General features: G+C 69.1%; 24 protein-coding genes and 1 pseudogene. 19 read left to right on the top strand and 6 right to left on the bottom strand.

Going from position 1 to position 26,097, the window contains the following annotated elements:
• Nucleotides 1-264 precede the first annotated feature (264 nt).
• On the top strand, nucleotides 265-900 hold the full coding sequence (locus FNV62_RS02290) for a TetR/AcrR family transcriptional regulator (RefSeq protein WP_144314549.1): 636 nt from the start codon (nucleotides 265-267) through the stop codon (nucleotides 898-900).
• A gap of 127 nt (nucleotides 901-1,027) precedes the next feature.
• Here the strand turns inward: FNV62_RS02290 and FNV62_RS02285 are convergent.
• Nucleotides 1,028-1,745, bottom strand: a pseudogene (locus tag FNV62_RS02285) (NAD(P)/FAD-dependent oxidoreductase); the annotation flags it as partial.
• Between the two features lie 287 nt (nucleotides 1,746-2,032).
• On the opposite strand from FNV62_RS02285, the gene FNV62_RS02275 reads away from it, so the two are divergent.
• The 7 genes from FNV62_RS02275 to FNV62_RS02245 all read left to right on the top strand — a co-directional run bounded on the left by FNV62_RS02275 (nucleotide 2,033) and on the right by FNV62_RS02245 (nucleotide 4,885).
• Nucleotides 2,033-2,209 carry a hypothetical protein gene (locus tag FNV62_RS02275; protein WP_164331491.1) on the top strand — a complete coding sequence of 59 codons (177 nt, stop codon included), beginning with the start codon at nucleotides 2,033-2,035 and terminating at the stop codon, nucleotides 2,207-2,209.
• Nucleotides 2,210-2,409: 200 nt separating this feature from the next.
• Nucleotides 2,410-2,664, top strand: a complete 255-nt coding sequence (locus FNV62_RS02270) for a hypothetical protein (RefSeq protein ID WP_143599711.1) — start codon at nucleotides 2,410-2,412, stop codon at nucleotides 2,662-2,664.
• Nucleotides 2,665-2,800: 136 nt separating this feature from the next.
• Nucleotides 2,801-3,205: an SsgA family sporulation/cell division regulator gene (locus FNV62_RS02265; protein WP_225900098.1), complete on the top strand. Its 405-nt coding sequence runs from the start codon at nucleotides 2,801-2,803 to the stop codon at nucleotides 3,203-3,205.
• A 70-nt stretch (nucleotides 3,206-3,275) separates the two neighbouring features.
• Nucleotides 3,276-3,605, top strand: coding sequence for an NIPSNAP family protein (locus FNV62_RS02260; RefSeq protein WP_144314547.1), 330 nt, complete (start codon nucleotides 3,276-3,278; stop codon nucleotides 3,603-3,605).
• A 204-nt stretch (nucleotides 3,606-3,809) separates the two neighbouring features.
• The gene (locus FNV62_RS02255; RefSeq protein ID WP_144314546.1) at nucleotides 3,810-4,040 is read left to right on the top strand and encodes a hypothetical protein; all 231 of its coding nucleotides are present in this window, start codon (nucleotides 3,810-3,812) and stop codon (nucleotides 4,038-4,040) included.
• A 36-nt stretch (nucleotides 4,041-4,076) separates the two neighbouring features.
• Nucleotides 4,077-4,229, top strand: coding sequence for a hypothetical protein (locus FNV62_RS02250; RefSeq protein WP_164657593.1), 153 nt, complete (start codon nucleotides 4,077-4,079; stop codon nucleotides 4,227-4,229).
• Complete coding sequence (locus tag FNV62_RS02245) at nucleotides 4,229-4,885, top strand: DDE-type integrase/transposase/recombinase (protein WP_144314545.1); 657 nt, start codon at nucleotides 4,229-4,231, stop codon at nucleotides 4,883-4,885. The genes FNV62_RS02250 and FNV62_RS02245 overlap by 1 nt, the downstream gene beginning before the upstream one ends.
• A gap of 114 nt (nucleotides 4,886-4,999) precedes the next feature.
• Here the strand turns inward: FNV62_RS02245 and FNV62_RS02240 are convergent, their stop codons facing one another.
• Complete coding sequence (locus FNV62_RS02240; RefSeq protein WP_225900097.1) at nucleotides 5,000-5,695, bottom strand: TetR/AcrR family transcriptional regulator; 696 nt, start codon at nucleotides 5,693-5,695, stop codon at nucleotides 5,000-5,002.
• Nucleotides 5,696-5,940: 245 nt separating this feature from the next.
• Here FNV62_RS02240 and FNV62_RS02235 point away from each other — a divergent pair, with 245 nt between their 5' ends.
• The 3 genes from FNV62_RS02235 (at nucleotide 5,941) to FNV62_RS02225 (ending at nucleotide 11,292) form a co-directional block, all read left to right on the top strand.
• The gene (locus FNV62_RS02235; protein ID WP_144314543.1) at nucleotides 5,941-9,156 is read left to right on the top strand and encodes a bifunctional cytochrome P450/NADPH--P450 reductase; all 3,216 of its coding nucleotides are present in this window, start codon (nucleotides 5,941-5,943) and stop codon (nucleotides 9,154-9,156) included.
• A 133-nt stretch (nucleotides 9,157-9,289) separates the two neighbouring features.
• Nucleotides 9,290-10,336 carry a zinc-binding dehydrogenase gene (locus FNV62_RS02230; protein ID WP_143599704.1) on the top strand — a complete coding sequence of 349 codons (1,047 nt, stop codon included), beginning with the start codon at nucleotides 9,290-9,292 and terminating at the stop codon, nucleotides 10,334-10,336.
• 272 nt (nucleotides 10,337-10,608) lie between these two features.
• On the top strand, nucleotides 10,609-11,292 hold the full coding sequence (locus tag FNV62_RS02225) for a TetR/AcrR family transcriptional regulator (protein WP_144314542.1): 684 nt from the start codon (nucleotides 10,609-10,611) through the stop codon (nucleotides 11,290-11,292).
• A 51-nt stretch (nucleotides 11,293-11,343) separates the two neighbouring features.
• Here FNV62_RS02225 and FNV62_RS02220 read toward each other — a convergent pair whose 3' ends face one another.
• The gene (locus FNV62_RS02220; RefSeq protein WP_054236191.1) at nucleotides 11,344-11,994 is read right to left on the bottom strand and encodes a TetR/AcrR family transcriptional regulator; all 651 of its coding nucleotides are present in this window, start codon (nucleotides 11,992-11,994) and stop codon (nucleotides 11,344-11,346) included.
• A 383-nt stretch (nucleotides 11,995-12,377) separates the two neighbouring features.
• On the bottom strand, nucleotides 12,378-13,013 hold the full coding sequence (locus FNV62_RS02215; protein WP_144314541.1) for a TetR/AcrR family transcriptional regulator: 636 nt from the start codon (nucleotides 13,011-13,013) through the stop codon (nucleotides 12,378-12,380).
• A gap of 137 nt (nucleotides 13,014-13,150) precedes the next feature.
• Between FNV62_RS02215 and FNV62_RS02210 the strand changes: the two genes are divergently transcribed.
• From FNV62_RS02210 to FNV62_RS02185, 6 genes are all read left to right on the top strand, one after another.
• Nucleotides 13,151-14,296, top strand: a complete 1,146-nt coding sequence (locus FNV62_RS02210) for a VOC family protein (protein ID WP_143599700.1) — start codon at nucleotides 13,151-13,153, stop codon at nucleotides 14,294-14,296.
• Entirely contained in the window at nucleotides 14,293-15,231 is a 939-nt protein-coding gene (locus FNV62_RS02205) for a fumarylacetoacetate hydrolase family protein (RefSeq protein ID WP_097288363.1), read from the top strand. The genes FNV62_RS02210 and FNV62_RS02205 overlap by 4 nt, the downstream gene beginning before the upstream one ends.
• Nucleotides 15,228-16,850, top strand: a complete 1,623-nt coding sequence (locus FNV62_RS02200) for a bifunctional 3-(3-hydroxy-phenyl)propionate/3-hydroxycinnamic acid hydroxylase (protein ID WP_144314540.1) — start codon at nucleotides 15,228-15,230, stop codon at nucleotides 16,848-16,850. The genes FNV62_RS02205 and FNV62_RS02200 overlap by 4 nt, the downstream gene beginning before the upstream one ends.
• A 16-nt stretch (nucleotides 16,851-16,866) precedes the next feature.
• Nucleotides 16,867-18,885 (top strand): acetoacetate--CoA ligase, encoded by a 2,019-nt coding sequence (locus tag FNV62_RS02195; RefSeq protein WP_144314539.1) that lies wholly within the window; start codon nucleotides 16,867-16,869, stop codon nucleotides 18,883-18,885.
• 150 nt (nucleotides 18,886-19,035) lie between these two features.
• Nucleotides 19,036-19,653, top strand: a complete 618-nt coding sequence (locus FNV62_RS02190; RefSeq protein WP_143654099.1) for a malonic semialdehyde reductase — start codon at nucleotides 19,036-19,038, stop codon at nucleotides 19,651-19,653.
• Nucleotides 19,654-20,510: 857 nt separating this feature from the next.
• The gene (locus FNV62_RS02185) at nucleotides 20,511-21,218 is read left to right on the top strand and encodes a hypothetical protein (RefSeq protein ID WP_143606575.1); all 708 of its coding nucleotides are present in this window, start codon (nucleotides 20,511-20,513) and stop codon (nucleotides 21,216-21,218) included.
• 165 nt (nucleotides 21,219-21,383) lie between these two features.
• Here FNV62_RS02185 and FNV62_RS02180 read toward each other — a convergent pair whose 3' ends face one another.
• Entirely contained in the window at nucleotides 21,384-22,322 is a 939-nt protein-coding gene (locus tag FNV62_RS02180; protein ID WP_144314538.1) for a LysR family transcriptional regulator, read from the bottom strand.
• Between the two features lie 64 nt (nucleotides 22,323-22,386).
• Here FNV62_RS02180 and FNV62_RS02175 point away from each other — a divergent pair.
• Both FNV62_RS02175 and FNV62_RS02170 read left to right on the top strand, forming a co-directional pair.
• Nucleotides 22,387-23,795 (top strand): IS3 family transposase gene (locus FNV62_RS02175; protein ID WP_399221741.1). Its coding sequence is split into 2 segments (ribosomal slippage): nucleotides 22,387-22,753 and nucleotides 22,753-23,795, totalling 1,410 coding nucleotides; the frame shifts between segments, so codons are not numbered across the junction.
• 181 nt (nucleotides 23,796-23,976) lie between these two features.
• On the top strand, nucleotides 23,977-25,263 hold the full coding sequence (locus FNV62_RS02170; RefSeq protein ID WP_144314537.1) for an MFS transporter: 1,287 nt from the start codon (nucleotides 23,977-23,979) through the stop codon (nucleotides 25,261-25,263).
• A 163-nt stretch (nucleotides 25,264-25,426) separates the two neighbouring features.
• Here FNV62_RS02170 and FNV62_RS02165 read toward each other — a convergent pair whose 3' ends face one another.
• Entirely contained in the window at nucleotides 25,427-26,044 is a 618-nt protein-coding gene (locus FNV62_RS02165) for a TetR/AcrR family transcriptional regulator (protein ID WP_144314536.1), read from the bottom strand.
• Nucleotides 26,045-26,097 lie beyond the last annotated feature (53 nt).

Here is a 26,097-nt window from a genome sequence, read left to right as displayed (position 1 = left end):
GATGGAGCGCGCTGCCTCGCCGATGGTTGAGTGGTTCACCGGCGCGACGTTTGCCGACCTTGGACCACTTTGTCCACTTCTGATGAAATACTCAGTTACGAACGCTTCATCGTCAAGTCCCACGAAATTGATTAAAATGTCAGGTATGATTGTTTACTCGCGCATTGTGCGACCGCGGAGTCGGGATGGTGAGCCAGGGTGGACACCCCGAGGCGGGCGATGCAATGATGAATCCATCAGAACTGCTGCTCTCGTTTATGGAGCATGCCCATGTCAGACCTACGCAGGAACCGATTCGAACGCCGCCGCGCCGAGACCCGCCACGCACTCGTCCGCGCCGCGCGGAAGATCCTGGCCGAGTCCGGTGGAGTCAGCGCCAGCATCCATGCCATTGCTGAGCGCGCGGACGTGGGCCTCGGCTCCTTCTACAACCACTTCACGGGCAAGCCGGACCTGTTCGACGCGGCCGTGGCCGATGCACTCGAGGAGTACGCCCAAGCCGTCGATGAACGCCTGCACGGCGTCGATGATCCCGCCGAGCGCCTCGCTGGGGGCGTGCGGATCAGCGCGCGCATGGCCGAGTCATATCCGGAGATCATGCAGATCCTGTGCCACAGTCAGCTCGGTCGCATATGCGTCGGCGACGGACTGGCTCCGCGGGCGAAGCGCGACGTGGAGGAGGGCATGGCCGCAGGCCGGTTCACCGTGGTCGACCCGGTGATCGCCCTGACCGTTCTGAACGGCAGCCTGCTGGCGCTCCTCGAGCTGTCGTGCAACCAGCCCGAGGCCGACAGTGACCAGGCTGCGGGCACAATGGCCGAGATGATCCTGCACATGCTCGGCCTCTCCCCGGATGAGGCCCGTGCCCTCGCCCGGCGGCCCCTTCCCGCCGCAGCGTGAAGAGGATCCCGTCGCGCTCCGGCCGACTGGCGCTGCCTGCGGACCGGTTCCCGCGGCCTGCGTAAGGTACCGGGGTGGCTGATCTCTCTTGCCTGCTGTCTGCCGTAGCGCAGCCTCAGAGTTGGATCACCGCGCCCTGCGCCACGACGCGCACGTCCGCGTCGACGAGACTGTCGTCGGACAGCTTCGCACCGGTGAAGCTGCCGTTTCCGCGCAGGGCGGTGACCGTCACCCCAGTGCGCAGGTCCACGCGGTGGTTGCGCTGCATGACGGCCGCGAGCTTAGACAGGGTGACACCGAACGCGCCCATCAGGGGCGCGGGGCCGCGTTCGGCGAGCGTGACCTCCAACCCTCGTTCCCGGCAGGCCGAGACGATCTCCGAACCGGTGAAGCCGCCGCCGATCACGAGTACGCGCTCTGGCCCCGCGGCCAGCCGCTCGGCGTCCTCACATGTACGCAGGTGAACACCCCCTCCAGGGCGCCCTCCTCCGCGTTGGGCCAAGGCCCCGCCCGGGTTCCGGTGGCGATGAGCCGGTCGTACGGCAGCGACTCTCCGTCGTCCAGCATCACGCGTTTCGAGAGAAGGTCCACGCCGATGGCGCGCACTCCCGGCCGCCAGTCGGCGTCCGGGTCCCGTGCATCGGCAGCCCGGTGGTGTCCGCCGTTGTCCGGCCGAGCAGCACCTGCTTGGACAACGGCGGCTGGCCGTGGGGCGGATGCGGCTCACCCCCGACCGCGACCAGTGAGCTGGTGAAGTCCTCCTCACGCAGAGCCTCGGCGGCCCTCAACCCCGCCAGGGAGGCGCCGACGATGACGATACGTCCGTCCTTGAGGTCGCCGGGCACCGCCGCTCACCTCCCCACCAAGGAGGATCGCCTCCACCGGACACGCCCCCGCGGCCGGCGCACACGCTCAACCAGCTCGTCGGGGACGGCGGTGGAGCACGGCAACCATTCTTCCCCGCGCAGCTCGAACACCTTCGCTGCGAGGAGCACGCACTGCGCATAGCCCTGGCAGCGCGTGAGATCCGCAACGGCTGCATCCCCACCACTCCCACCGTTGCCTCACCCCCTCATTTCGAGACGGAAGTCCCGAGCGGCTCGTCCCCCAGGGGCAACGCTCAGCCCAGGGCGTGTCCGAGCCCGAAGGCAGCGCTGAACAGGGAAGGGTGGGGAAATGCCCGGCAAAGGCCGCCCAATTGCTTGCCGGTGTGGCTGATCTCCTCGGTCCAGTGCCCGAGATGGTCGGTGCAGGTGAGCATCTCCTCGAAGGGCAGGCGGACTTCGTCCAGGTGGCCGACGCGTTCTGAATGAGGACGTCGAGCTGTTCACGCCGCCGTCGGCCGTGCGGGCCATTTTCGCCGCCTCGACAGTTCCATACGCCGTATGGTAATCCTGGGAAGGTACTTCCGTACGCCGTATGGAAGATTTTGCTCGGAGCGCGCCAGGCACCGCACATCGCCTGCATGAAGCCGATGGCGCAGATTGCACCAATCGGGAAGGAAAGACCATGAACAAGCTCACGAGGCGCGTTGCCGTCGCCGCTTCCTCCGTGGCGGTCGCGGGTGTCGCCGTTCTCGGTGCCGGGGGCACCGCTTCGGCCGCGACTTCTGCATCCGCGCACGTCCGGCACCCGGTCGTCGGCGTCAACGCCGGTGACTACCGCTGGGACCACGGTGTCGGCTACCTGATCGAACTGGGCTACTCCTGGGACGAGATCTATGGCTGGCACCACGACTGCCGGGATGGGATCAGCGGTCGCTGACCGCCGCCCAGGCGCCCGGCGACCCGGCCTTGCCGTAACGCCTCTCCCTTCGTTGCTCTTCGCTCGCGGTCCGGCGGCGGGGCGCAGCCGAGGCAGGGACACCTTGGAGTGAAAGTCGATGGAGTCTTTGAAGACTGTGACGCAGGGGGTGGCCGTGCGGCTCGTCATCTCGCGCACCTATTCACTGTCCATGTGCATGAGCCTGCGCTACGAGCCCACTGATCCCTACGTCGTCCGTGCCACCTTTTTCGCCGACACCGACGAGCCGGCCGAATGGGTCCTGGGGCGTGATCTTCTGGCCGATGGCCTGAGGGGTTCCGCAGGCGGTGGGGACATCCGGATCTGGCCGGCCGTCGGCCGTGGTGACCAGGCGATGTACCTCGTCCTCAGGAATCCGGCGGGCACCGCCTTGCTCGAGGTTCCCGTGCGGGAGGACGTCAGGACCTTTCTGGAGCACACGGAGGCGCTGGTGCCACGGGGTACCGAGTCCGGACACATCGACTGGAACCTCGAGCTGGCGAACCTGTTCGCGAAAAGCTGAGAGAAGCCTCCCAACCGCCGTGCGGACGAGGATCTTTGTTCCGGCCGCAGCAGAGAAGGAAAGAGAGTTCATGTCCCAGTACCAACTTCGTGTCTACACACTGTGCAGCCCTGAGGCGCTCATCGCCTACGAGGACATCTGGTCCAAGCACATTCCCGGTCTGGCCAAGCACCGGATCATCACACACGGCGTCTGGACAGTGCCCGCGGCCCCCGGGAGCGAGGCGCCCCAGCTGTACGCCCTCGTGTCCTACCGGGACGCCGACGATATGCAGGAGCGGCTGCAGGCGTACCTGGCCGGCCCTGAGTTCCGCGCCGACATGGAAGGCTTCGACATCAGCCAGATCATCGATGTCGCCGAGTCCGTGCTGACGCCCACCGCCGACTCACCCTTGCGGTGACACGGGCCGAGCCGCTCGAAGTGACCCACACAGTCGAAGGCCGATGCGCATGCCGCGGTCAGTCCTGATCAACTCGCCCGTCGTTGCATCACCTGACGCACACGTTCCACCGGCGTGGACGGCGGTGGGCTGAAGAGGTCGGTTGCCGCCGACGGTCTTGCCTGGTCTCGGGCGGCAGGATGACGATTCGCGACCTTTGAGTCCGTGTCAGAAAGCGGCTCAAACCATCATGTCGCCGACCTCGTAACGCAGTTGAATGGCGACGGCCGTGTGGTCGCCGATGCGCCGGACGAACGGCTCGGTCTCACCGAAACCCCCGTGATGCCCCACAGCTGTCCGCCCGAGTTCCGCCGCAAGGTCATTGATCTCGTCGCATCCGGAAGGAAGGCCGCCGAGGTCACCCAACTCCTCAGCATCAGCGACCCGACGATCTAGGTCTGGCGTCGCCAGCACCTCATCGATACAGGGCAGTTGCCCGGCACGACCAGCAGCGACCTGTCCGAACTCGCTGCGGCCCGCAAGCGTATTGCCGAGCTGGAGGCCGAGTTGGCCATCCACCGGCGGGCTGCCGAGCTGATGGGTGAGGTGACGTCCTCAAAAGGCGGTACGAAGCCATCCGCGTGATGGCCCGTGAGCATCTGCCGGTGCAGCCGGCCTGCCGGGTGCTGCATGTCGCGGAGTCCGGGCACTCCGCCTGGCGGGACCGGCCTCCGTCGAACCGCCTGGTCAAGCACGCCTGGCTGACCGAGACCATCGTGGGCATGCATACCGCGTCCCGCGGCACCGACGGCTCCCGCCGGGTGCATGCCGAACTCGGCCTGGGACTGAGCATTCATGTCAGCCACGGCACCGTGGAGCTGCTGATGCACCGGGCCGGCCTGCACGGCCTGCCCGGCAACCGGCCCCCCCGAACCAAGCACCTGACGCCCTCGGTCGCCAACCTGGTGGAGCGGAACTTCACCCGTCAGGCCCGGGACCAGTTATGGGTCACTGACATCGCCGAGCGCCCCACCTCTGAGGGCAAGGTGTACTGCGCGGTCGTGCTGGACGCGTTCTCACGCCGGGTGGTGGGCTCGTCGATCGACGCCTCACCCACTGCGGCGCTGACCACCAACGCCCTCGCCATGGCCACCGGCAACCGCTCCCGCGGCCGGGTGGCACCATCATCCACTCCGATCACGGAGTGCAGTGCGAGTTCTGGGCGTTCACCCAGCGCGCTCGGGTCTCCGGCCTGCTGCCCTCGATGGGTTCCATCGGGGACTGTGTGGACAACGCGATGATGGAGTCCTTCTCGGGACAGCCCGGAGCCTCCACCGATCCCGGAGCGCTTCAGTTGAGTCAGAACCCGTTCTCGTGAACATGGCCGGCCGGCAGGATCAGACTGGGCCCGGCCATCACGAGTTGGACACCGATTGCTGCCTTGGGACGAAGGTCGGCTCGCTCGGCCAGGGGCCTGCCTCAGTCGCAATGCCTCGGTCGGCGCCCCGGCCGTCACCATCGGTGGTGAGCCGGCTGTCCAGGCCCGTGATGATCGTGTCCAGCACCAGGCGGAACATGCGGTCCTCCTCAGGGCCTGCGTCCGCGGGCCTGTCTTCGCCGGCCACGGGGGCGGTGGGCTCGAGGTTCGACCACTGGTGAAGCGCGCCGTTGAGTTCGGCGGTGAGGACACCGATGACGACCGCGCACATGAGAGCGGCGATCGGCCGGATCTCCGAGTGCGGCACCCCTGCGGCGTCCAGTGTCGCGGTGAGCGCAGCCCAGAACGGGTCTTCGGGCTGGATGAAGTCCGGCTGGCTGAACGAGTAGGCCATGAGGTTGGGGTGGCGGTGGGCCAGCGTCCGGAAATCTGTGGCGAGCAGGCGGATGCGCTCCTGCCAGGCAGCGTCTTCCAGGGTCACGGTGCGGAACTGGGCGCCGACCGTCCTCGCCACGCCGCGCAACAGGGCGCCCTTGTTCGGTACGTGGTGGTACAGCGACATCGGGTTCGCATCCAGCGCGGTCGCGAGTTTGCGCATGGTGAGCGCGTCGACCCCCTCCGCGTCGATGAGCCGCAGGGCGGCTGCATAGATCCCGGTCTCAGTCAGAGGCACGTCTCTCTTCCTTGTTCCCCGCGGGGGAAGCTTCGCCTTTGTCATACGCCGTACGGTAGCGGTTTCGTACGGCGTACGGAAATGAGCTGGACCACGCAGTGACGGAGCGGACACTTCCGCGACCCGGGTTGCGCCCGACGTTCCATACGGCGTACGGTTCTTTTCCGTACGGCGTATGTTTCTGTGGTGCACCGCGGCATCGACCGGCACCCTTGCCCATCACTCTCCGCACAAAGGAGCAAGCCATGACCACGTCGAACGACCTCCGCCCCATTCGGTCCCCGCGCGGGATACCCCTGCTCGGCCACACGCCGCAGATTCCCAGCACCAACCCGGTGGAGTACTTCGGCGAGCTGTCCAAGCAGTTCCCCGAGGGCATCTACGGCATGGACATCGCCGGCATCGAGCAGGTCTTCGTCTACGACCCGGACCTCGTGGCCGAGGTCTGCGACGAGACGCGGTTCTTCAAGCAGATCGAGAAGACGCCGCTGCACCACGTCCGGGACTTCGCGGGGGCGGGCCTGTTCACGGCCCACCAGCACGAAGAGGAATGGGGCATGGCGCACCGTGTCCTCATGCCGGCCTTCAGCCAGCGGGCCATGAAGGCCTACTACGGGCAGATGCTGGAGATCGCCCAGAACCTGGTGGGCAAGTGGGAGCGCAGGGAGGGTCAGCCGGTCAACATCACCGACGACTACACCCGGCTCACCCTGGACACGATCGCCCTGTCGGGGTTCGGCTACCGGTTCCAGTCCTTCGACAAGGAGGAGCTGCACCCCTTCCTCAACGCGCTGCTGGGTGCGCTGGTGGAGTCGTTGCGGCGCTCGCAGGAGCTGCCGATGATGACCAAGTTCCGCAAGGCGGACGACAAGAGGTACCGCGAGAACATCCAGCAGATGCAGGAACTGGTCGAGAGCGTGATCAAGGAGCGCCGGCAGGGGAAGGGCGGCGGTGAGGAGGACCTTCTGGGGCTGATGCTGGAGGCCACCGACCCGGAGACCGGCAAGCTGCTGGCCGACGACAACGTCCGCGACCAGGTGCTGACGTTCCTGATCGCCGGTCACGAGACCACCAGCGGCCTGCTGTCGTTCGCCACCTACTCGCTGATGCGCAACCCGCACGTCCTGGCCCAGGCCTACGCGGAGGTGGACCGGCTGCTCCCCGGCGACACCGTGCCGGACTACGACACGATCATGAAGCTGGACGTCATCCCGCGCATCCTGGACGAGACCCTGCGCCTGTGGGCTCCCATCCCGGCATTCGGCAAGGCCCCGCTGGAGGACACCGTCATTGGTGGCCGCTATCAGCTGAAGAAGGGAACGCGGGTCAACATCCTCGAGGGCCCGCTGCACACCCACCCCAAGGCGTGGGAGCGGCCGGAGGAGTTCGACATCGACCGGTGGCTGCCGGAGAACCGCGCCCAGCAGCACCCGCACGCCTACAAGCCGTTCGGCAACGGCTTGCGTGCCTGCATCGGCCGGCAGTTCGCGCTCACCGAGGCCCGTCTGGCCCTCGCGCTGGTGCTGCAGAAGCTCAAGTTCTCCGACACCGGCGACTACAAGATGGACGTCAAGGAAGCGCTGACGCGCAAGCCCAGCGACTTCAAGCTGGTCGTCCGGCGTCGTCAGGAACACCAGCGGACCGTCTTCGGCGCCGTGGATCTGCAGACCGACGACACGCAGGCGCAGGCCGCGGTCAGCGGTGTCGGGGTGAACCTGACCGTCGCCTACGGCTCCAGCCTTGGCTCCTGCGAGGACCTGGCGCGCACCATCGCCGACCGCGGCGAGCGCTCCGGCTTCGGCACCACTCTCGCCAGCCTGGACGAGCTGGGCGACAACCTGCCCACCGAGGGCCTGCTCGTGGTCGTCGCAGCCAGCTACAACGGCAAGGCCCCCGACAACGCCCAACGTTTCGACGACCTGATCGCCGCCGGGCTGCCCGCGGGCTCGCTGTCGAACGTGCGGCTCGCGCTGCTGGGCGCCGGCAACACCCAGTGGGTGGCCACCTACCAGGCCTTCCCCAAGCGGATCGACGAAGCCCTGCTGGCCGCAGGCGCCACCCCCATCATCGAGCGCGGTATCGCCGACGCCGCCGGTGACTTCGACGGCATGGCCACTCGCTGGATGGACACCCTGTGGACCACCTTGGCCGAGGAGTACGCCGCCGACACCTCCGACACGAGCGGCCCGCGCTACCAGGTCCAGCTGCTCACCGAGGCGGACGTACGCCCCGCGATCGTCTCCGAGCAGGCCTACCCCCTCACGGTGGTGGCCAACGAGGAACTCGTGGCCGACGCGACCGGCCTGTGGGACTTCAGCCTCGAGCCGCCGCGCCCGTCCGCGAAGTCCATCACCATCGAGCTCCCCGAGGGTGTCACCTACGACACCGGCAACCACCTGGCCGTCTTCGCCAAGAACGAGCCGGCACTGGTCAACCGCGCCCTCGCCCGCCTCGGCGTCGACCGCGACCAGGTCCTGCGGCTGGACCAGCCGGCCGGCGGCCGCACCCACCTGCCGGTAGGCACCCCCGTCACCGCAGGCCTGCTCCTCACCGAGTTCCTGGAGCTGCAGGACGTGGCGACCCGCACCCAGGTGCGCATCCTGGCCGAGCACACCGAGTGCCCGTGGACCCGGCCGCAACTGCAGGCCTACACCGCCGACACCGAGGAAGCCAAGGAGCGCTACCAGAACGAGATCCTCGGCAAGCGCATCTCCGTGCTGGGCCTGCTGGAGCGCTTTCCCGCGGTCGAACTGCCGCTGGCCGTTTTCCTGGAGATGACGGGGCCGATCCGTCCCCGCTTCTACTCCATCTCCTCCGCCCCGCTGGCCAACCCGCGCCACGTGCGCCTGACCGTGGGCCTGCTGGAAGGCCCGGCCCTGTCGGGTGACGGCCAGTACCGCGGCACCTGCTCCTCCTACGTCGCCGGACTCGAGCCCGGAGACGTCTTCTACGGCTATGTGCGCGTGCCCTCCCCGACCTTCGCCCCGCCGGCCGACCCCGCCACGCCGCTGATCCTCATCGGTCCCGGCACCGGCATCGCGCCGCTGCGCGGGTTCCTGGAGGAGCGCGCCTCGCAGCAGGAGAACGGTACCGAGGTGGGCCTGTCGCAGGTCTTCGTCGGCTGCCGCCACCCGGAGCACGACTACTTCTACCGCCAGGAGATGCAGGCCTGGGAGCAGTCCGGGATCGCCCAGGTCCACACCGCCTTCTCCGCGGTGAGCGGCCACCCGGCCCGGTTCGTGCAGAACGCCATCGCCAACGCCGCCGACACGGTGTGGCAGGCCATAGAAGACGGCGCGTACATCTACGTCTGCGGTGACGGCCGTCGTATGGCACCCGCCGTCCGCGAGGCCCTCGCCGCGATTCACCGCCAGCGGACCGGCAGCGACGACGAAACCGCCCAGCAGTGGCTCGCCCAGCTCGAAGCCGACGAGCACTACCAGCAGGACGTCTTCGCCTGACCCCCGGACGCCGGGCGGCGTGCGGCGGTCCAGACACCCCGCACGCCTCCCGGCCACCACAAGCCCGCCCGACACCACACGGCACCGATCGGCCCGAATCGCCGGGAGTGCCACTCACAGAAGGAAGATCACCATGGACACCATGCTCGCCGGACGCTTCCACCTGGACAGCAAGAAGTTCGTCGTGGAGGAGGTCCCCGTCCCCGTGCCGGGTCCGGGCGAGATCCTCATCGAGGTGAAGGCCGCAGGCGTCTGCCTTTCGGACGTCCACCTGATCGACGGTTCCCTCGTCCCGCTGTTCGCCACCTCGGACGTGGTCACCGTCGGCCACGAGGTTTCGGGCGTGATCCACACCCTCGGCCCCGACCTCAAGCGCGGCCTGACCGTCGGCACCCGCGTCACGCTGGAGGCCGGCAAGACCTGCGGCCAGTGCGCCGGCTGCGTGCGCCGCCGCCCCTGCACCCAGATGCTCACCGCCGGCATCGACTACGACGGCGGCTGGGCCCAGTACACCCTCGCCCGCGAGGACACCCTCATCTCCATCCCCGACAGCCTCCCCTTCGACCAGGCCGCGATCATCCCCGATGCGGTCTCGACCCCCTACGCCGCCGTCGTCGCCACCGCCGGAGTACGCCCCGCCCAGTCCGTCGGCGTGTGGGGTGTGGGCGGAGTCGGCGCACACAACGTACGCCTCGCCCGCCTGGTCGGCGCCGCACCGATCATCGCCGTCGACCCGCTGCCCAGCGCCCGGGAACGCGCCCTGGCCTTCGGCGCGGACATCGCACTCGACCCGGCCGCCGACGACTTCGCCGACCAGGTACGCGCCGCCACCGCCGGACGGGGCCTCGACTTCGCCTTCGACTGCGCCGGCGTGCCCGCCGTCCGTGAGCAGGCCGCCTCCGCACTCGGCCTGGGCGGCTCCCTCATCCTGGTCGGCATCACGCCCAGGCCCCTCACCATCACCGAGGGCCTGACCTTCAACTACATGCAGAAGCAGGTGCGCGGCCACTACGGCGGCTACCCCGAGTCCGTCACCGAGCTCGTGCAGCTGACCGCAGCCGGCCGCCTCGACCTCGCCCCCTCCATCACGGACCACATCCCGCTCGCCGACGCCGCCGACGCGATCCACCGACTGGAGAACAAGATCGGCGACCCGATCCGCCTCATCCTCGTCCCCTGACACGTCCAGTCGGACATCAAAGCCACCTCGGGCAGGGGTGAGTGGGCGCCGGTGCTTGAGGGAGCACCGGCGCCCACGGCTTTCCGGTAGCTGCTGGCCCGGCATGCGCCGACTCCGGGCCGCGTGAGGTCGGGCACGGGGCGCGGCGCCGAGCTGACGCCTCCCTCCAAAGACCGCGGAACCCCGCTGCCGCCGACTCGCAGCCGGGCGCCAGAACCAGGCGCCCTCCGGAGCGGCGCACATGATCCGAAGTGGAGATGTGAATCATGCAGATGGCCGATGCCCTGGGCCGTACTCCGCAGCGCAGTAGTGCTCGCTCGAACCGCACACGTATTCTCGCGACCGCTCGGCAGAAACTGAGGGACAACCCCGACGCGAGTCTCGACAGCATCGCTCAGGCAGCCGGCGTCGCGCGGCGCACCCTCTACGGACACTTCTCCAGCCGGCAGGCGTTGGTCGCCTCCCTGACGCAGGAAGCGGGCCAAGCACTTCAACAGGCGTTCGCCACGGCCCGTATTCCAGGTGCCGACCCGCTGGAGGCGACGGTGCGGATGGCTCTGGCGGCATGGGCGGTGGGCGACCAGTACCGCATGCTCATCTCCTTGGGCCGCCGCGATCTGGGAGCCGAGGCGATCCGAGCCGCCCTGGCACCGGCGCGCGAAGAGGCCACCGCGACCGTGCGACGTGGCCAGGACGAAGGCGTGTTCGCGGACCATGTTCCCGCGCCTGTCCTCGCCCTGACGCTGGAAGCCCTGATGCTGGCCCTCGCCGCGGAGAACGCCGCGTCCACCTGGGCGGATCCTGCGGGTGAAGCTGCGGCGACCGCGCTCCTGGTCGCCGCCGGCGTGGCACCACAGGTGGCGGCACTCCGCGTGCGGGAGGTTCTGGATGAGTCGGAGGGGCATGAACGGCGTTCTGACGTCCGCCGCTTCGCCGCCTCGGCGCGCAGTCACTGAGGCGACGAAGAAGTGTGCGTCGGTCGAGCCCGCGGCAGCCGCTCCGCTCCGTCACGGCTCCTTGCGGGTTCGTGCGATGTGGCTCTCCAAGCCGACGATCGTCGCGTCCAGCGCACAGTTGAACATCGCGTCGATCACGTCCTTCGCGGGTGAGGGGGCGTCTTCCCCGTCGGGGCCGGCTGGTGCCGGCGGCAGGGTGGTCCACCGCTGCAGCGCTCCGGTCAGTTCGCTGACCAGCAGACCCGTGAAGACCGCGCACAGGGAGGCAGCGACGCGCGGGATCTCCGAGGCCGGCAGTTCCGCGGCAGACAGGATGTTGATGAGCCCTTGCCAAAAGGGGTCCTCCGGCTGGACGTAGTCGGCTCGCGCGAAGGAGTACGCCATCAGTTTCGGATGGCTGTGCGACAGTTTGCGGAAGTCCAGAGCCAGTTGGCGCAGGCGGTCCTGCCAGGGGAGGTCCTCCCGCGCCCCCGCGCGGAACTGCGAGCCGACGCGCTCGGCCAGGCCGCGCAGCACGGCGTCCTTGTTCGGCACGTGGTGGTACAGCGACATCGGGTTCGCATCCAGCGCGGTCGCGAGTTTGCGCATGCTGAGCGCCTCGACCCCGTCGGCCTCGATGAGCTGCAGCGCCATGGCGTAGATGCCGTCCTTGGTGAGCGGGACGTCTCTCTTCCTGGTCCCCCGGGGAGCCTTCTTTTCCATACGCTGTATGGTATCAGTTGCGACGCATGAAAATCCGGGGCGCCGCTGCAACGGCGGCTTCCCGCCCGGTATCAACCCGGTCGCGTACGTCGGCGAGCTGCCAAGGAGTTCCCGGAGAGCATCTTCAGTATCACCCTGGGGCCTGACCCTCAACTGCCCGCGCGGGCGGGTGTGCGGCCGCTACGGCGGCGCCCCCGAGTCCGTCACGGAGCCCGTGCGGCCGACCGCAGCCGGCCGCCGCGACCTCGCCCCCTCCAGCACCGGCCACATCCCGCTCGCCGACGCCGCCTGCGCAATGCGCCGGGCGGCACACAAGATCGGTGACCCGGTCCGCAGCGGCCTGGCTCTGACGAGTCGTCCAGAGGTCGCCTCGGGCGGGGGGTTCAGGTGAGGCCGGGCAGGGCGCGCCGGGTGACCTCATGGGCGTCCTCGGCGGGGACACCCAGCATGCGCAGGGCCATCTCGGCCAGATCCGAGGCGGCCTCGTCGCCGTCGAGGTCGGGGCGGGCCAGCCTCAGCCCCACGAGGGACAGCAGGGTCCCGCCGAGGGCGGACAGGGCGATGGTCGGGTTGGCGCAGGTGAAGCGGCCCGTGGCGATGCCGATCTCCAGGTCGCGGAGCGCTCGTGGGGACAGGCCGCTCTGGGCGTGAATGTGGGCCAGACCGCGATCGCGCAGGATCCGCATGAGTTCCGGATGGGAGTCGGCCATCCGGGTGGTGAGCCGGAAGCCCGCCGCGACGAGTTCGGCCGGGTCCTCGATCCCTTCGACACGCTCGTCGATGGCCTGACCGAACTCCTCCAGGGCGTCCGTCACCGCGGCGTCGAACAGCTCCGTCTTGGACTCGAAGTGGTTGTAGAAGGAGCCGAAACCGACGTCCGCGCGCTCGGCGATGGCCTGGATGCTGGCGCTGGTGTCCCCGGTCTCCGCGAGGATCTGCCGGGCCGCGCGGACGAGCGCCTGACGGGTCTCGGCTCGGCGTCGCTCGAAGCGGTTCTTGGGCGGGGCTGACGTCGGCATACGGCGAGTGTAACAATCGTCGCGATGAGTCTGCCATTACTGATGAGATTGTCAATTATTTGGGTCCACCCTATTGACGATGGGTAACGGCAAAGTTGATGATTTCCTCATTACAGCAGTGTTGCTTGGAGGACACCATGTCCCACACCCCCGTTAACAGGGCCGATCCCCAGACGCCCCACCAAGACCTCCACAGTGAGCAGGGCGCCCTGCGCGGAGAGCACCCAGGACGTTCCCGGAATCCCGTGATCAAGGTGGCGGATCTGGCCTGGCTCGAGTTCGAGAAGCCGGACCTGGACCGGGCCGAGGTCTTCGCGCGTGACTTCGGGTTCGCGGTCGCCGCCCGCACCGAAGGGGAGTTGTGGCTGCGCGGTACGTTCGCGGGCTCACCCTGCATGGTCATCCGGAGGGGGCGTGCGTCCCGGTTCATCGGGCCGGCGTTCCGCGCGGCTGAGCGGGCCGACCTGGACCGGCTGGCCCGCGCCACCGGCAGTACCGTCCGGGACATCGGCGTACCGGGCGGTGGGCAGTCGGTCGCCCTGCTCGATCCCTCGGGCCTGCCGGTCCGGGTCGTGCACTGCGCCGAGCAGCTTCCCGCGTTGCCCGAGCAGGAGCCGCTGATCCTCAACTTCGGTACGGATCACCGTCGTACGAACGCCACCCAGCGCCCGCCCCGTGAGCCCTCCCGTATCCAGCGGCTGGGCCATGTGGTGCTGGAAACCAGGGTGTTCGCCCGCACCCTGGACTGGTACCTGGACAGCCTCGGGATGATCGTGTCCGACTTCCTGTTCCTGGACGGGCAGCGCGGGCGCGGGCCGACGATGACGTTCATCCGGTGCGACCAGGGGAGCGTGGCCGTCGATCACCACACGCTGGCCCTGCACCTGGGGCCCGGAACCGGCTACGTCCACTCGGCCTACCAGGTCACCGACCTCGATGCGATCGCCGTCGGTGGGGAGTACCTGGCCGAGCGCGGCTACAAGCGCAGCTGGGGCATCGGCCGGCACATCCAGGGCAGCCAGCTGTTCGACTACTGGCGCGACCCCGACCACTTCATGCTGGAGCACTTCGCCGACGGCGACCTGTTCTCCTGCGACCTGGAGCCCGGCTGGGCACCGATGTCGGCGAGCGGCCTGGCCCAGTGGGGTCCGCCGGTCACCCGCGACTTCCTGGGCGCCAATCCTTCCCCCGCCAAGCTGCGCGAGGTCATGACGGCCCTGCGTGGCGACAACGAACTCGACCCCGCACGCCTGCTGGGCCTGATGAAAGCGATGAGCTCATGAGCACCAACGTTCTGCGTACCACCGACGGCTGGTGGGTCGTCCGGGACGAACGCGCCGTCCGCGTCGAGACCAAGGCCGTCACCACCGCCGAACTGCTCGCCGACCGGGACGCGGTCCGCGAGGCCGCCGCGTCCGCCGAGAGCGGCACGCCCGTCGCCGACCTGGTGGCGCTGCCTCCGGTCACCACCCCGTGCCGGGTGGTCGCCCAGATGGTCAACTACCGCAGCCACGCCAAGGATTCGGGCTTCACCGGCGACATCCCGCCCACCTTCTTCCGCAAGGCGTCCGGCTCGGTGAGCGGCCCCCACGACACGATCATCCGCCCCGCACACGTGAAGTTCCTCGACTACGAGGTGGAACTCGGCCTCGTCATGGGCGCGACCCTGCCCGTGGGCACCGTCGTCGAGGAGCAGGACCTGCCGCGCTACGTCGCCGGCCTCGTCCTGACCAACGACGTCAGCGCCCGCGACGTCCAGCTGACCAAGACCCAGTTCTACGAGAGCAAGTCCTATCCGACCTTCACGCCGACGGGCCCGTACCTGGCCCTGCTGGAGCCCGAGGACTTCACCCATCTGTTGAACCTGCGGCTGCGGCTGTCGGTCAACGGCGTGTCACGCCAGGACCGCACGCTGGCCGACATGATCGTGCGGCCCGCGCAGGCGCTCACCCTGCTCGCCCGCTTCCAGACCCTCGCCCCGGGCGACCTGTTGCTGACCGGCACTCCCGGCGGCACGGCTCTGAAGGCCCCGCCCAAGCCGGCCGAGAAGATCGCCGCACTGCTGCCGCCCGCACTGAAGTGGAAGGCGTTCTTCAAGGGCCAGGCCAAGAACCCCAAGTACCTGCGCAACGGTGACCTCGTCACCGCCACGATCGCCACCCCGGACGGACGGATCGACCTCGGCGAGCAGCGGACCCCCATTACGGACGCACCATGAAGGCCGCAGCCCGTAGACCGGTGGTGATCATCGGTGCGGGACCCGTCGGGGTCACGGCCGGTCTCCTGCTCGCCCGGCACGGAGTGCGCAGCCTGCTCCTCGAACGTCACCGGGACATCTACCCCCTGCCGCGTGCCGTCGTCGTGGACGATGAGATCCGCCGGATCCTGCAGAGCGCCGGTGTCCACGAGGAGTTCGCCGCCCTCGCCCGCCCGGCGCCCGGACTGCGGCTGCTGGACGCCGGGCGCCGCGTGATCGCCGAATTCCCGCGGTCCATGCACGGACACCACGGCTTCCCGCAGACCAGCATGTTCGACCAGCCCGAGTTGGAACGCCTGCTGCGTGACGCCCTGGCGCGCCGCCCGGAGTGCGAGCTGTGGAGCGGAGTGGAGGTTGTGTCCGTCACCCAGTCCGTCGCACGGGACACCGACGGACCGAACGATCCGACGGGCCCGGTCCGGGTCACCCTTCGTCGCGACGGCAGCGACGAGGAGGAGCACCTGTGGGCCGACGCCGTCCTCGGCTGCGACGGTGCGGGCAGTCTCACCCGTGACGCCATCGGCGCCGTGTGGGAGGACCTGCACTTCGAGGAGAGCTGGCGGGTCATCGACGTGCGCACCAGCCGCCCGGTGCGCACCTGGGAAGGCGCCGAGCAGATCTGCTCTCCCACCCGGCCGGCCACCTTCATGCGCGTCAGCGAGGACCGCTACCGCTGGGAGTTCCGGCTGGCCGACGACCAGAACCTGGACGGCCCGGACGGATGGGAGCGCCTGCGCGAGCTGGTCGCCCCCTGGGTGGACCTGCCGCCCGACGCCTCGCCGGGCAACGACTTCGAGGTGGTGCGGCAGGCGCAGTACACCTTCCGGGCCCGCCTCGCCGACCGGTGGCGCAGGGGGCGTGTCTTCCTGCTGGGCGACGCCGCCCACCTCACCCCGCCCTTCGTCGGGCAGGGACTGTGCGCGGGCCTGCGCGACGCCCAAAACCTCACCTGGAAGCTGGCCCGGGTGCTCCAACGGGGCGCACGTGAGGGGCTGCTGGACACCTACGAACGCGAGCGCAAGCCGCACGCCCGCCATGTGATCCGCGTGGCGGTCGCCGTCGGCTGGGCCATGACCGGCGGACAGGACCGCGGTGCGGCGTTCCGCCGGGCCGTCGTGGGCACGGCCTGTCGCATCCCCGGTGTGACCGCGGCGGTGGGCCGTGACCTCAGTCCCGCCCTGACCGCCGGTCCACTCGTACGGCGCCGCCCCAGACTGACCGGCCGCATGCTGGCCGGCACCTTCTGCCCGCAGCCCTGGGTACGCCACGACGGCAGGCGAGTGCGCCTCGATGACGTCCTCGGGGACTCCTTCGCCGTCCTGACCGCCGTGCCACCCACGGCGCAGATGACGGCCGTGGCCACGGCACTGGGCGCCCCGACGATCCGCGTCGACGATCTGGGCGACGACGGCACCCTGGCCGGCTGGCTGGCCCGCGGCCGTGTCGACGCCGTCCTGCTGCGCCCCGACCGCGTCGTGATGGACACCGTCCCGGCCGGCACCAGCGACTTCACGGACACCGGCGTCTGGGCCCCCCTGCTGCACACGGCCCGCCATACCGCCGACGCCCGGCCCGCCTGACGAGGAGCTCCACACCATGACCACCCCGCGCCCTGAGGTGTATCCGGAACCCTTCTTCACTCCCGACCCGAAGTCGGCCGCCCACAGTCGCATCGCGGACTTCGCCCGATGGGCGGCCCGGCACCGGGGCGCCGAAGGGATCCAGGACCCCACGGACTACCGAGCCCTGTACGAGTGGTCCGTCACCGACCTCGAAGGATTCTGGGCCGCGGTGTGGGAGTACTTCGACATCGACGCGACGACTGAGTACGAGCGGGTGCTGGCCGAGGAGACCATGCCCGGCGCCCGCTGGTTCCCCGGCGCCACCCTCAACTACGCCCATCACGCGCTGCGCAACCTGCAGCCCGATGCTCCCGCGATCACCGCCCTGGACGAGACCGGAGCCGCCTATGAGATCACGGGCCGGGAGCTGCGCGCCCGGGTCGCCTCCGTCGCTGCCAGCCTGCGCGACGTGGGCGTCGGACAGGGCGACCCAGTGGTGGGCTATCTGCCCAACACCCCCCACGCCGTCATCGCCTTCCTCGCCACCGCGAGCCTTGGCGCGGTGTGGTCGGTATGCGGCCAGGACTACGCACCCAAGGCCGCCGCCGACCGCTTCGCCCAGCTCGAACCCGCGGTGCTCATCACCGCGGACGGCTACCTCTTCAACGGCGCCACCCACGACCGCCGCGCCGCCTCCCTCGAACTCGCCGCCGCCCTGCCGACGCTGAAGGCCACGGTGCTCGTGGACCACGTGGGCCTTGCGTGGCCCGAGGACGGGGACTCGGGGCTGACGGTTCCCTGGGAGGACGCGGCCACCCGTGTCGAGTACCTCACCATCGCCCCGGTGCCGTTCGACCACCCCCTGTGGATCGTCTTCTCCTCAGGCACCACCGGACTGCCCAAGGGCATCGTCCATGGGCACGGCGGCGTCCTGCTCGAACACCTCAAGACCCTTGGTCTGCACACCGATCTGGGCACCGGCGACCGCCTCCTCTGGTACACCACCACCCATTGGATGATGTGGAACCTGGTCGTCTCCACCCTGCTGACCGGTGCCACCACCTGCACCTACGATGGCAGCCCGGTACCGCAGGCGCGTCCGGACCTCCTGTGGGAGCTGGCGGCCCGTCACAAAGTCACCGTCTTCGGCACCAGTCCTCAGTACCTGCTGACCATGGCCAAGCTGGGCATCGAACCCTCCGTGCACGACCTGTCGGCCATCCGCGTCGTCGGCTGCACCGGCTCCGCCCTGCCGGCCTCCGCCTACCCCTGGGTCCGCGACCACGTGGGCGCCGGCGTCCAGTTGGCCTCCACCAGCGGCGGCACGGACATCGTCTCCGGCTTCGCCGGCGGCGCCTCCACGACCCCCGTCTGGGCGGGGGAGCTGTCCGCCCCCAGCCTCGGCGTGGCCCTGGCCGCCTACGACGCGACGGGCACCCCTGTCCTCGACCAGGTCGGCGAGCTGGTCGTCAGCCGGCCCATGCCGTCCATGCCGCTGTACTTCTGGAACGACCCCGACGGCAGCCGCTACCGCGACGCCTACTTCGGCGCCTACCCCGGTGTGTGGCGGCACGGCGACTGGATCACACTCACCTCGCACGGCTCGGTGATCGTCCACGGCCGCTCCGACGCCACCCTCAACCGCAACGGCGTACGTCTGGGCAGTGCCGACATCCACGACGTCGTCGAACGCCTCCCGGAGATCACCGAAGCGCTCGTCATCGGCGCGGAGGAACCCGACGGCCGCTACTGGATGCCGCTCTTCGTGGTTCTCGCCGACGGGGTCGCCCTGGACGACTCCCTCCGGGTCCGGATCCGCGACGCGATCCGCACCGGCGCCTCACCCCGCCACGTCCCCGACGAGATCCTCGCCGTACGGGCCCTCCCGCACACGAAGACCGGCAAGAAGCTCGAGGTTCCCGTCAAGCGCCTGCTCCAGGGTGCCCCCGCCGAGCAGGTCCTGAACCCCGCGGCGGTCGACAACCCCGACCTGATCGCCTACTTCGCCCGCCTGGGCGCGGAGCGGAACAAGCGGTCAGCGCGCGACACATGACGTCGGCCAGGGGACCACATGCGCACGTGACAGCACTGGGTCCTTGAGCCCTGCCCGGCTCCGTAAACCCCGTCCCCAGGGGGTGGTGCCCGGGGCGGCCAACCCGCCCCGGGCACCACACACAACCGAAGTAAGAGAGAAATGATGAGCATGACCGACCGTGAACCGCAGGCCCTCGATGTCCTCGACGACGCCGGACGAAAGGTGCTGTTCACCGAGGCCCGCACCGCGAACACCTTCGCCGAGGTGGCTGTTGCCGACGACGAACTGGCCATGATCTGGGAACTCGCCCGCTGGTCGCCGAGCGCCGCCAACGGCCAGCCTCTGCGTGTGCTCTTCGTGCGGACCCGAGAGGGTAAGGAGCGACTCGTCCGGCATCTCGACGAGGGCAACAGGGCCAAGACGCTCAGTGCGCCGGCCGTGGCGGTCCTGGCGTACGACGTCGACTTCCACGAGCAGATGCCGACCGTCTTCCCGGCCCGCGGGGATTTGCTGCGAGCGGCGTTCGCCGACCAGACCGCCGCGCGCGAGAGCATCGCGGTCTACAACTCGGCACTGCAGACCGGGGTCTTCCTGCTCGCGGTCCGTGCGGCGGGGTTCGGGGCCGGTCCCATGGCGGGCTTCGACAAGGCGGGCGTGGACGAGGAGTTCTTCGCCGGTACCAGCTGGCGCTCGCATCTGGTGGTCAACATCGGTCACCCGGGTGCCGACCCGTGGTTCCCGCGGCTGCCCCGTGTGCCCGTCGAGCACGCCCTCGCCTGGGCCTGACGGCACTGCAGCCGCCTGGTTGCGCGGGATCCGAAGTCCGATCGGCGCGAGCGTGGTCGGCGTAGAAGTGAAAGGTGCCATGTCGTGGGCGCCGGTGCTCTCCTGAGTACCGGCGCCCATTTTTTCTTTCCTGCCGTCACGACCGAATTCGGCGTATCCGTAGTACCCGATGATCAGGCCTGCCTCGGCGCCGAGGCCGCCGATCGCGGCCGTCTCTTACCTGGGGCCCCGATCAACACCCTTAGGGCGGCGGAACTTCGCACTCGCATTTCCATACGGCGTATGGTTCACTCGAAGGGTAGTTCCATACACCGTATGGAACCTTGGGGTCTTGCCGCGAAAGCGACTTCTCTCGCGCTCGGTGACGCAGTGCAGAGCCGACCGAGCCCGCATGCAGTGGCCACCGCGCCCCACGAACTGCATCAGTGACAGGGGCACCCGTTGTACTGGCGGATTGCTCTGGCCCGAAGGAGAAAACCCGTGAGTAGCCTGACGAAGCGCATGTCGCTATCACCTCCGTGGTGGTGGCGGGCGGAGCCGTAGTCGGTGTCGGAGGTACCGCGTCGGCTGCGGTGCCCGAGCATGTCCAGCGCCCGCTGTCGGTGTCGCGGCCGACAACCACCGCTCGGGCGGCGATGAGCGCAACTGGGACCGGAGCGACGACCGCCGGTCGGGCCGCGATCACGACTACTGCCGGGACGGTGGCCACGCATACCGCTCGGACCGCGACCGCGACTGTGATGCCCCCGGCGGTCAGCGGCAGAACGTGCCGTTGCAGGCCGAGACCGCCCTGACCGGCTGCCTGAGCCCCGCGGCGACGTTGAGCGTGGCCATCCTGAGGCTGGCACACTGATTGTGTGTCCCCGTTGATGACCGCTGTTGATCAGAATGCGTCCTCATCGATCACCGGCGCCGCCGTCGTGTCGGTCTGCGCATTGGTCTTCACGGTCTCCTCATTCTGGTGGATCAATGCCAGACAAGGGTGCCTGAAGACATGGGAGCCTCACTCCTTTGCGGCGATTTTCAACTACTCTCTGGTTCGCCTGCGGCTTCCGCTCGTCCTTCACAACACCGGGGCCAAGCCGATAGTTGTGCAGGATCTCAGGCTCACCTTCCCTGATGAGCCCGCCTCTCATCTACCGCTCTTGTGGATGTCTTCGCCGTCTCGTCTCCAACCCGGACCGGACGAGGAACTGAAGTTGCCGGCCGGATTCGTTGTGGCCGGCAGAGAAGCTCTACAAATTTTCATCGAGCTCGAGGCACCGTTTCCCGGGCTGCTTCCGGAGGCCCGTGACTACAAGGCCCAAATTCAAGTGAGGGTTGGCCACCGCAAGGGGTGGCGCCCGCTTCTCACGTTCACGTTGAGAACCACCAACATCATTGATCCCGACCGGTACGCCGTCTACAACAACGCACCTCTTGAGCTGACGAAGGAGGATCAGCAAAAGGCAGACGCCGCGCTCCTGGAGCTCTTGGACAAGCAGGAGAACGACGCTTCCGCTCAGGGTGGGACCAAGCAGCGGGACTCTTCGAGCGACGATGGCAACGGCGGTACCGACCTGTAGGCCGGGAAGATGGTCACGAGATCGGCAAGGGCGGACGTGTTGGTGCACCGAACGTACGGCAACGTCGACCGAAGGTGCGACACAGCACACCGCCCCGGCGGACAAGAACAGCCCCCGTGCCGCTGTGCGTCGATTCGGCAACGCTGATCACGGACGAGGCGGAGGTCAGCGCGGAATCACCCAGCCCGGCGCCCAGGTACCGGTGGCGTCGTGGTCGGCCGCTGTGGCGGCGAGGTGGGCGCGGAGGGTCGCCAGCGCCGGGTGGGGGTTGTCCCGGTGCCAGAGGAGCGAGTGCGGGTAGACGGGCGTCGGGTCGGTCACCGGGATGCGGCGCAGGCCGTGGCCGGAGGGCCAGACGAGGCGGGTGTGCCCGCCCATGAAGGTGGCCAGGGCCGGGGTGTCGGCGACGGTGTCGAGGAGCGCGTCGGAGCCGAAGTTGGGGCCCGTCGCCTCGATGGTGAGGCCGAATTCGGCGACGAGGTCGTCGTAGTAGGCGGCCCACTCGGTCCCGGGGACGATGCCGGGCATCCAGATCCGGTGCCCGGCGAGCTGAGCGAGCGTCACCGACCGGGCGCCCGCCAGCGCGTGCGCGGGGCCGGTGAGGAGCTGGAGCGGCTCGTCGAGCACCCGGACGGACTCGATGTCCTCGGGAAGGGGCCGGCCGGGCGCGGCGACGGCGCGGAAGGACGCGTCGATCGCACCCGACCGGATGGCGGCGACAGCCGTCTCGATGTCGAACAACATCACCACGTCGAGGTCGATCTCGGGATGCGCACGGTAGAAGCCCCGCATCAGGCCCGCCGCCGCGCCGCGCGAGGCGATCACGTCGACGCGCAGCGGACGGCGACCGGGGCGCACGGACGCGACCGCGCGCTCGGCGACGCGCAGCAGCTCGCGCGCGTGGGGCAGGAACGCCTGCCCGTCGATGGTGAGCTCGGCGCCGCGCGCGGTGCGAGTGAACAGCCGCACACCGAGGTTGCGCTCCAGCGCGGCGATGCGCTTGGAGACGGCCTGCTGGGTGACCGCCAGCTCGGCGGCGGCCTCCTGGAACTGCCCCGCGTCGGCGGCGACGACGAAGGTCCGGACGGAATCCCTCTCTGACATCGTCGGGTGAGACGCCCCGAAATGATCAGATATTGTGGGCGGGCACGACAGGAGCATCACCCGCATGACCAGCACCAAGCCTTCCGAGCAGGATCCCGCGCCGCGGCCGAAGCGGCGCCGCTTCACCCCCGAGTACAAGCTGCGGATCGTCGCCGAGTACGACGCGGCCCCCACCGGGGACAAGGGCGCCATCCTGCGCCGGGAGCGGCTGTACCACTCCCACATCATCGAGTGGCGCCAGGCCAGGGACGCCGGCGCGCTGGAGAAGCTGACCGACCACCGCACCAGCCCCTCCCGCCCGAAGAAGCACCCTGCAGAGGCCGAGAACGACAAGCTGCGGCGGCGGGTGGAGCGCCTGGAGGAGGAGGTCGCGAAGCGGGACGCCGCGCTGGAGGTGCTGGGAAAAACACACGCGCTCTTGGAAGCACTCTCCAAGAGCGCGGACTGAAGGACGCCCTGGAGCCTCTCCTCCACGAGGCCGTGGAGGACCTGGCCCCGTATCTGGGCATCGTGGCTGCGTGTCGGATCACCGGACGCTCCCGGGCCACCCACCACCGGCGGCTGAACCCTGCCCCGCCCCGGGCGAAGACGCCGCGTCCGGCGCCGGTCAACGCACTGTCGGCCGTCGAGCGGCAGGCGGTGCTGGAGCTGATGAACCGGCCCGAGTACGTGGACCTGCCGCCCGCGCAGATCTACGCACGAGAGCTGGACGAGGGCCGCTACCACTGTTCCGAGCGCACCATGTACCGGATCCTGAAGGAGGCCGGGCAGGACGGTGAACGCCGCCGTCAGGCGACCCATCCGCCCCGCACGGTTCCCGAGCTGGTCGCCAACGGGCCCTCCGAGGTGTGGAGTTGGGACATCACACGCCTGGCAGGTCCGGCGAAGGGGGTCTGGTTCCACGGGTACGTGATCCTCGACATCTACTCCCGCTACGCCGTCGGCCACACCGTCGAGGCGGCCGAATCCGCCGCGCGGGCAGAGGAATTGATCCGTGAGGCGATCGACCGCAACGGCATCGTGCCGCACACCGTGCACGCCGACCGCGGCACCTCGATGACCTCCAGGCAGGTCTCCCAGATGCTCCTCGATCTCGGTGTGACCCGTAGCCACTCCAGGCCCAGGGTCAGCAACGACAACCCGTTCAGCGAGAGCCAGTTCCGCACCACGAAGTACCAGTCGGACTACCCCGAGCGCTTCGATTCCCTCGCCCACGCACGGGAGTGGATGGACGCGTTCATCTCGCACTACAACCACGTCCACCGGCATTCCGGGATCGGCTACCACACCCCCGCCAGCGTCCACTTCGGCACCGCCGAACTCGTCCGCGAGCAACGGGCAGCCACCCTCACAGTCGCGTTCGAGCAGCATCCCGAACGCTTCAACCGCCGGCCGGCGCCGCCGAAGATTCCTCAGCAGGCGTGGATCAACGACCCCGCACGACGGCGCGAACCACAGCAACACAGTTCATAGCCGCATATGCGTTTCATTTGACTTGACAGCTACCGAATCGAGGTCCATGCCGATACCCTACGAGCACAACCGATGGTTGTGGCTGGCGACCCTACGGTTGTTTGATCCCCTGGTGTGACGCTCGCTTTGATGTTTCCGAACGCGGATCGGTTGTGCGGGTGAGTGGCGAGGGGCGTCGGGCATGAGGAGTGGACACCGGCTGGGACATCTGCTCGGACATCGGCTGGGGTGGCGGTTCGGGTGGCTGTGGGGAGCGTACGGGACCAGCGCGCTCGGCACCTGGCTCGCCTTCGGCGCGTTCCCGCTGATCGCCATCCAGGTGCTGCACGCCGGATCGGCCGAGGTCGCCGCCCTCGCCTCCGTGGGGGCCGCGGTGGGCGCGGCCGTGGCGGTGCCGCTCGGCCCGTGGGTGGAGTTCCGCCGCAAGAGGCCGGTGCTGATCGCGATGGACCTGGTGCGGTTCTCGGCGCTGCTGACGATCCCCGCCGCGTTCGCGCTCGGCGTGCTCACCTTCCTCCAGCTCCTGCTGGTCTCGGTCGTCGTCGCGGCGGCCGACATCACCTTCCGCGCCGCCTCCGGCGCGTACCTGAAGACCCTGCTGCCGGCCGAGGACCTGCTCGTCGCCAACGCCCGGTTCGAGTCCACGGCCTGGACGACCACGATCATCGGACCGCCGCTGGGCGGCGCGGCGATCGCGCTCCTCGGTCCGGTGGCGACGGTGGTGGCCGACGCGGTCAGCTACCTGCTCTCGGCCCTGGGGATCCGCGCGACGGGCGGGCACGAGCCGCGGCCCGAGCGCCGGGAGGCCGCGCGCCTGCGGGCCCGGGACCTCTTCGACGGCTGGCGGTACATCCTCGCCGACGCGACGCTGCGCCCGCTGTTCTTCAACACCGCCTTGTTCAACGGCCTGGTGATGGCCGTCCAGCCGCTGCTTGCCGTCCTGATGCTCGGCCGACTCGGTTTCACACCGTGGCAGTACGGCCTCGCCTTCGCCGCGCCCTCGATCGGCGGGCTGCTCGGCTCGCGGCTGGCCCGACCGCTCGTCACCCGGTTCGGGCAGCACCAGGTCCTGGTGGTGACCGGGGCGCTGCGCGCGCTCTGGCCCGTCGGCCTGGCCTTCCTGGGGCCGGGGACCGGAGGGCTGTTGCTCGTGATGGGCGTCGAGCTCGGGCTCATCTTCTGCTGCGGGGTCTTCAACCCCGTCTACGCCACCTACCGCCTCGAGCGCACCGTGACCGACCGGATCACCCGCACACTGTCCGCCTGGACCGTGACGACCAAGGCCTCGACCGCGCTCTTGACGGCCGTCTGGGGCGTGCTGGGCGGCCTGCTCGGCCCGCGTACGGCCATTGGCCTGGCCGGCGTGCTCCTGCTGGCGACCCCGTTGCTGCTTCCCCGCCGCGAGGCAGCGCCTCGCGCTGAGCCGGAGTCGGAGTCGGAGCCGAAACCGGCACCGAACCGCGCCTGACGGACCGCCACCGCCGTCACCACGAAGCCGCCGGCGGCTCGGCGAGCAGGACCTCGTGCGGTTACCGCCATACGCCGCCCCCGTTCCACTCCCGCAGCCGACGCCGCTCGCGCTGAGGCAACAGCGGTTCCAGGAGCTTTCAGGGTCGATCCATCTCGATGTGTCAGCTCTTGCAAGAGCCTGTGACCGCATCCCCGGAATCGTGCTGTGACTGCCAACCGTGGATCAGTAGGTCGAACACCGTCTCCACGGTCGCGCGTGGATCGTGTCGGCCCTTGGCCAAGGTCGGGACTTCCAGGACGAACCGTGCGAGTGCTGAGCATGCGAGATCATCCGCTGCGCGGCCGAGCTCCTCCGCGATGACGGCGCTGAGGGTGCCCGCGTGCCGCATCCACATACGCTCCGCGTACTCACGGAGCGCGGGTGTCTGGTCCACCAGCGCGGTGAGTTGATGCAGACGTGGATCCGACGCGATCGGCACCCAGGACCTCAGCGCGTGGGCGCGAAGCGCCTCGACCACGCTCTGGTCCTTGGGTCGTTGACGGACGGCGGCGGTCAGCTCTGCCTCGACTTCCTCCTCGCGGTCGAAGACCAGTGCCTCCTTGCTCGGGAAGTGCGCGAAGAGGGTCGTCGTCGATACGTCGGCTCGTTCGGCGATGTCGCGGACACTCGCTTGTTCGAAGCCGTGTTCCAGGAAGAGGTCCAGCGCAGCGTCGGCGATGGCCTGCCTCGTCGCCGCCTTCTTGCGCTCGCGACGACCAACGGTCGGAGAGTCGGGCATGCCGCCACTGTACCTCATAACTGGAATGAAGCAGAAACTGTAACGGTTGCACT

The sequence above is a fragment of the Streptomyces sp. RLB3-17 genome, from assembly GCF_007113425.2.
In the GTDB taxonomy this organism is placed as follows: Bacteria; Actinomycetota; Actinomycetes; order Streptomycetales; family Streptomycetaceae; genus Streptomyces; species Streptomyces mirabilis_D.
Note: the sequence above shows the minus strand (reverse complement) of the source record. Positions and strands in the feature narration are given on the sequence as shown.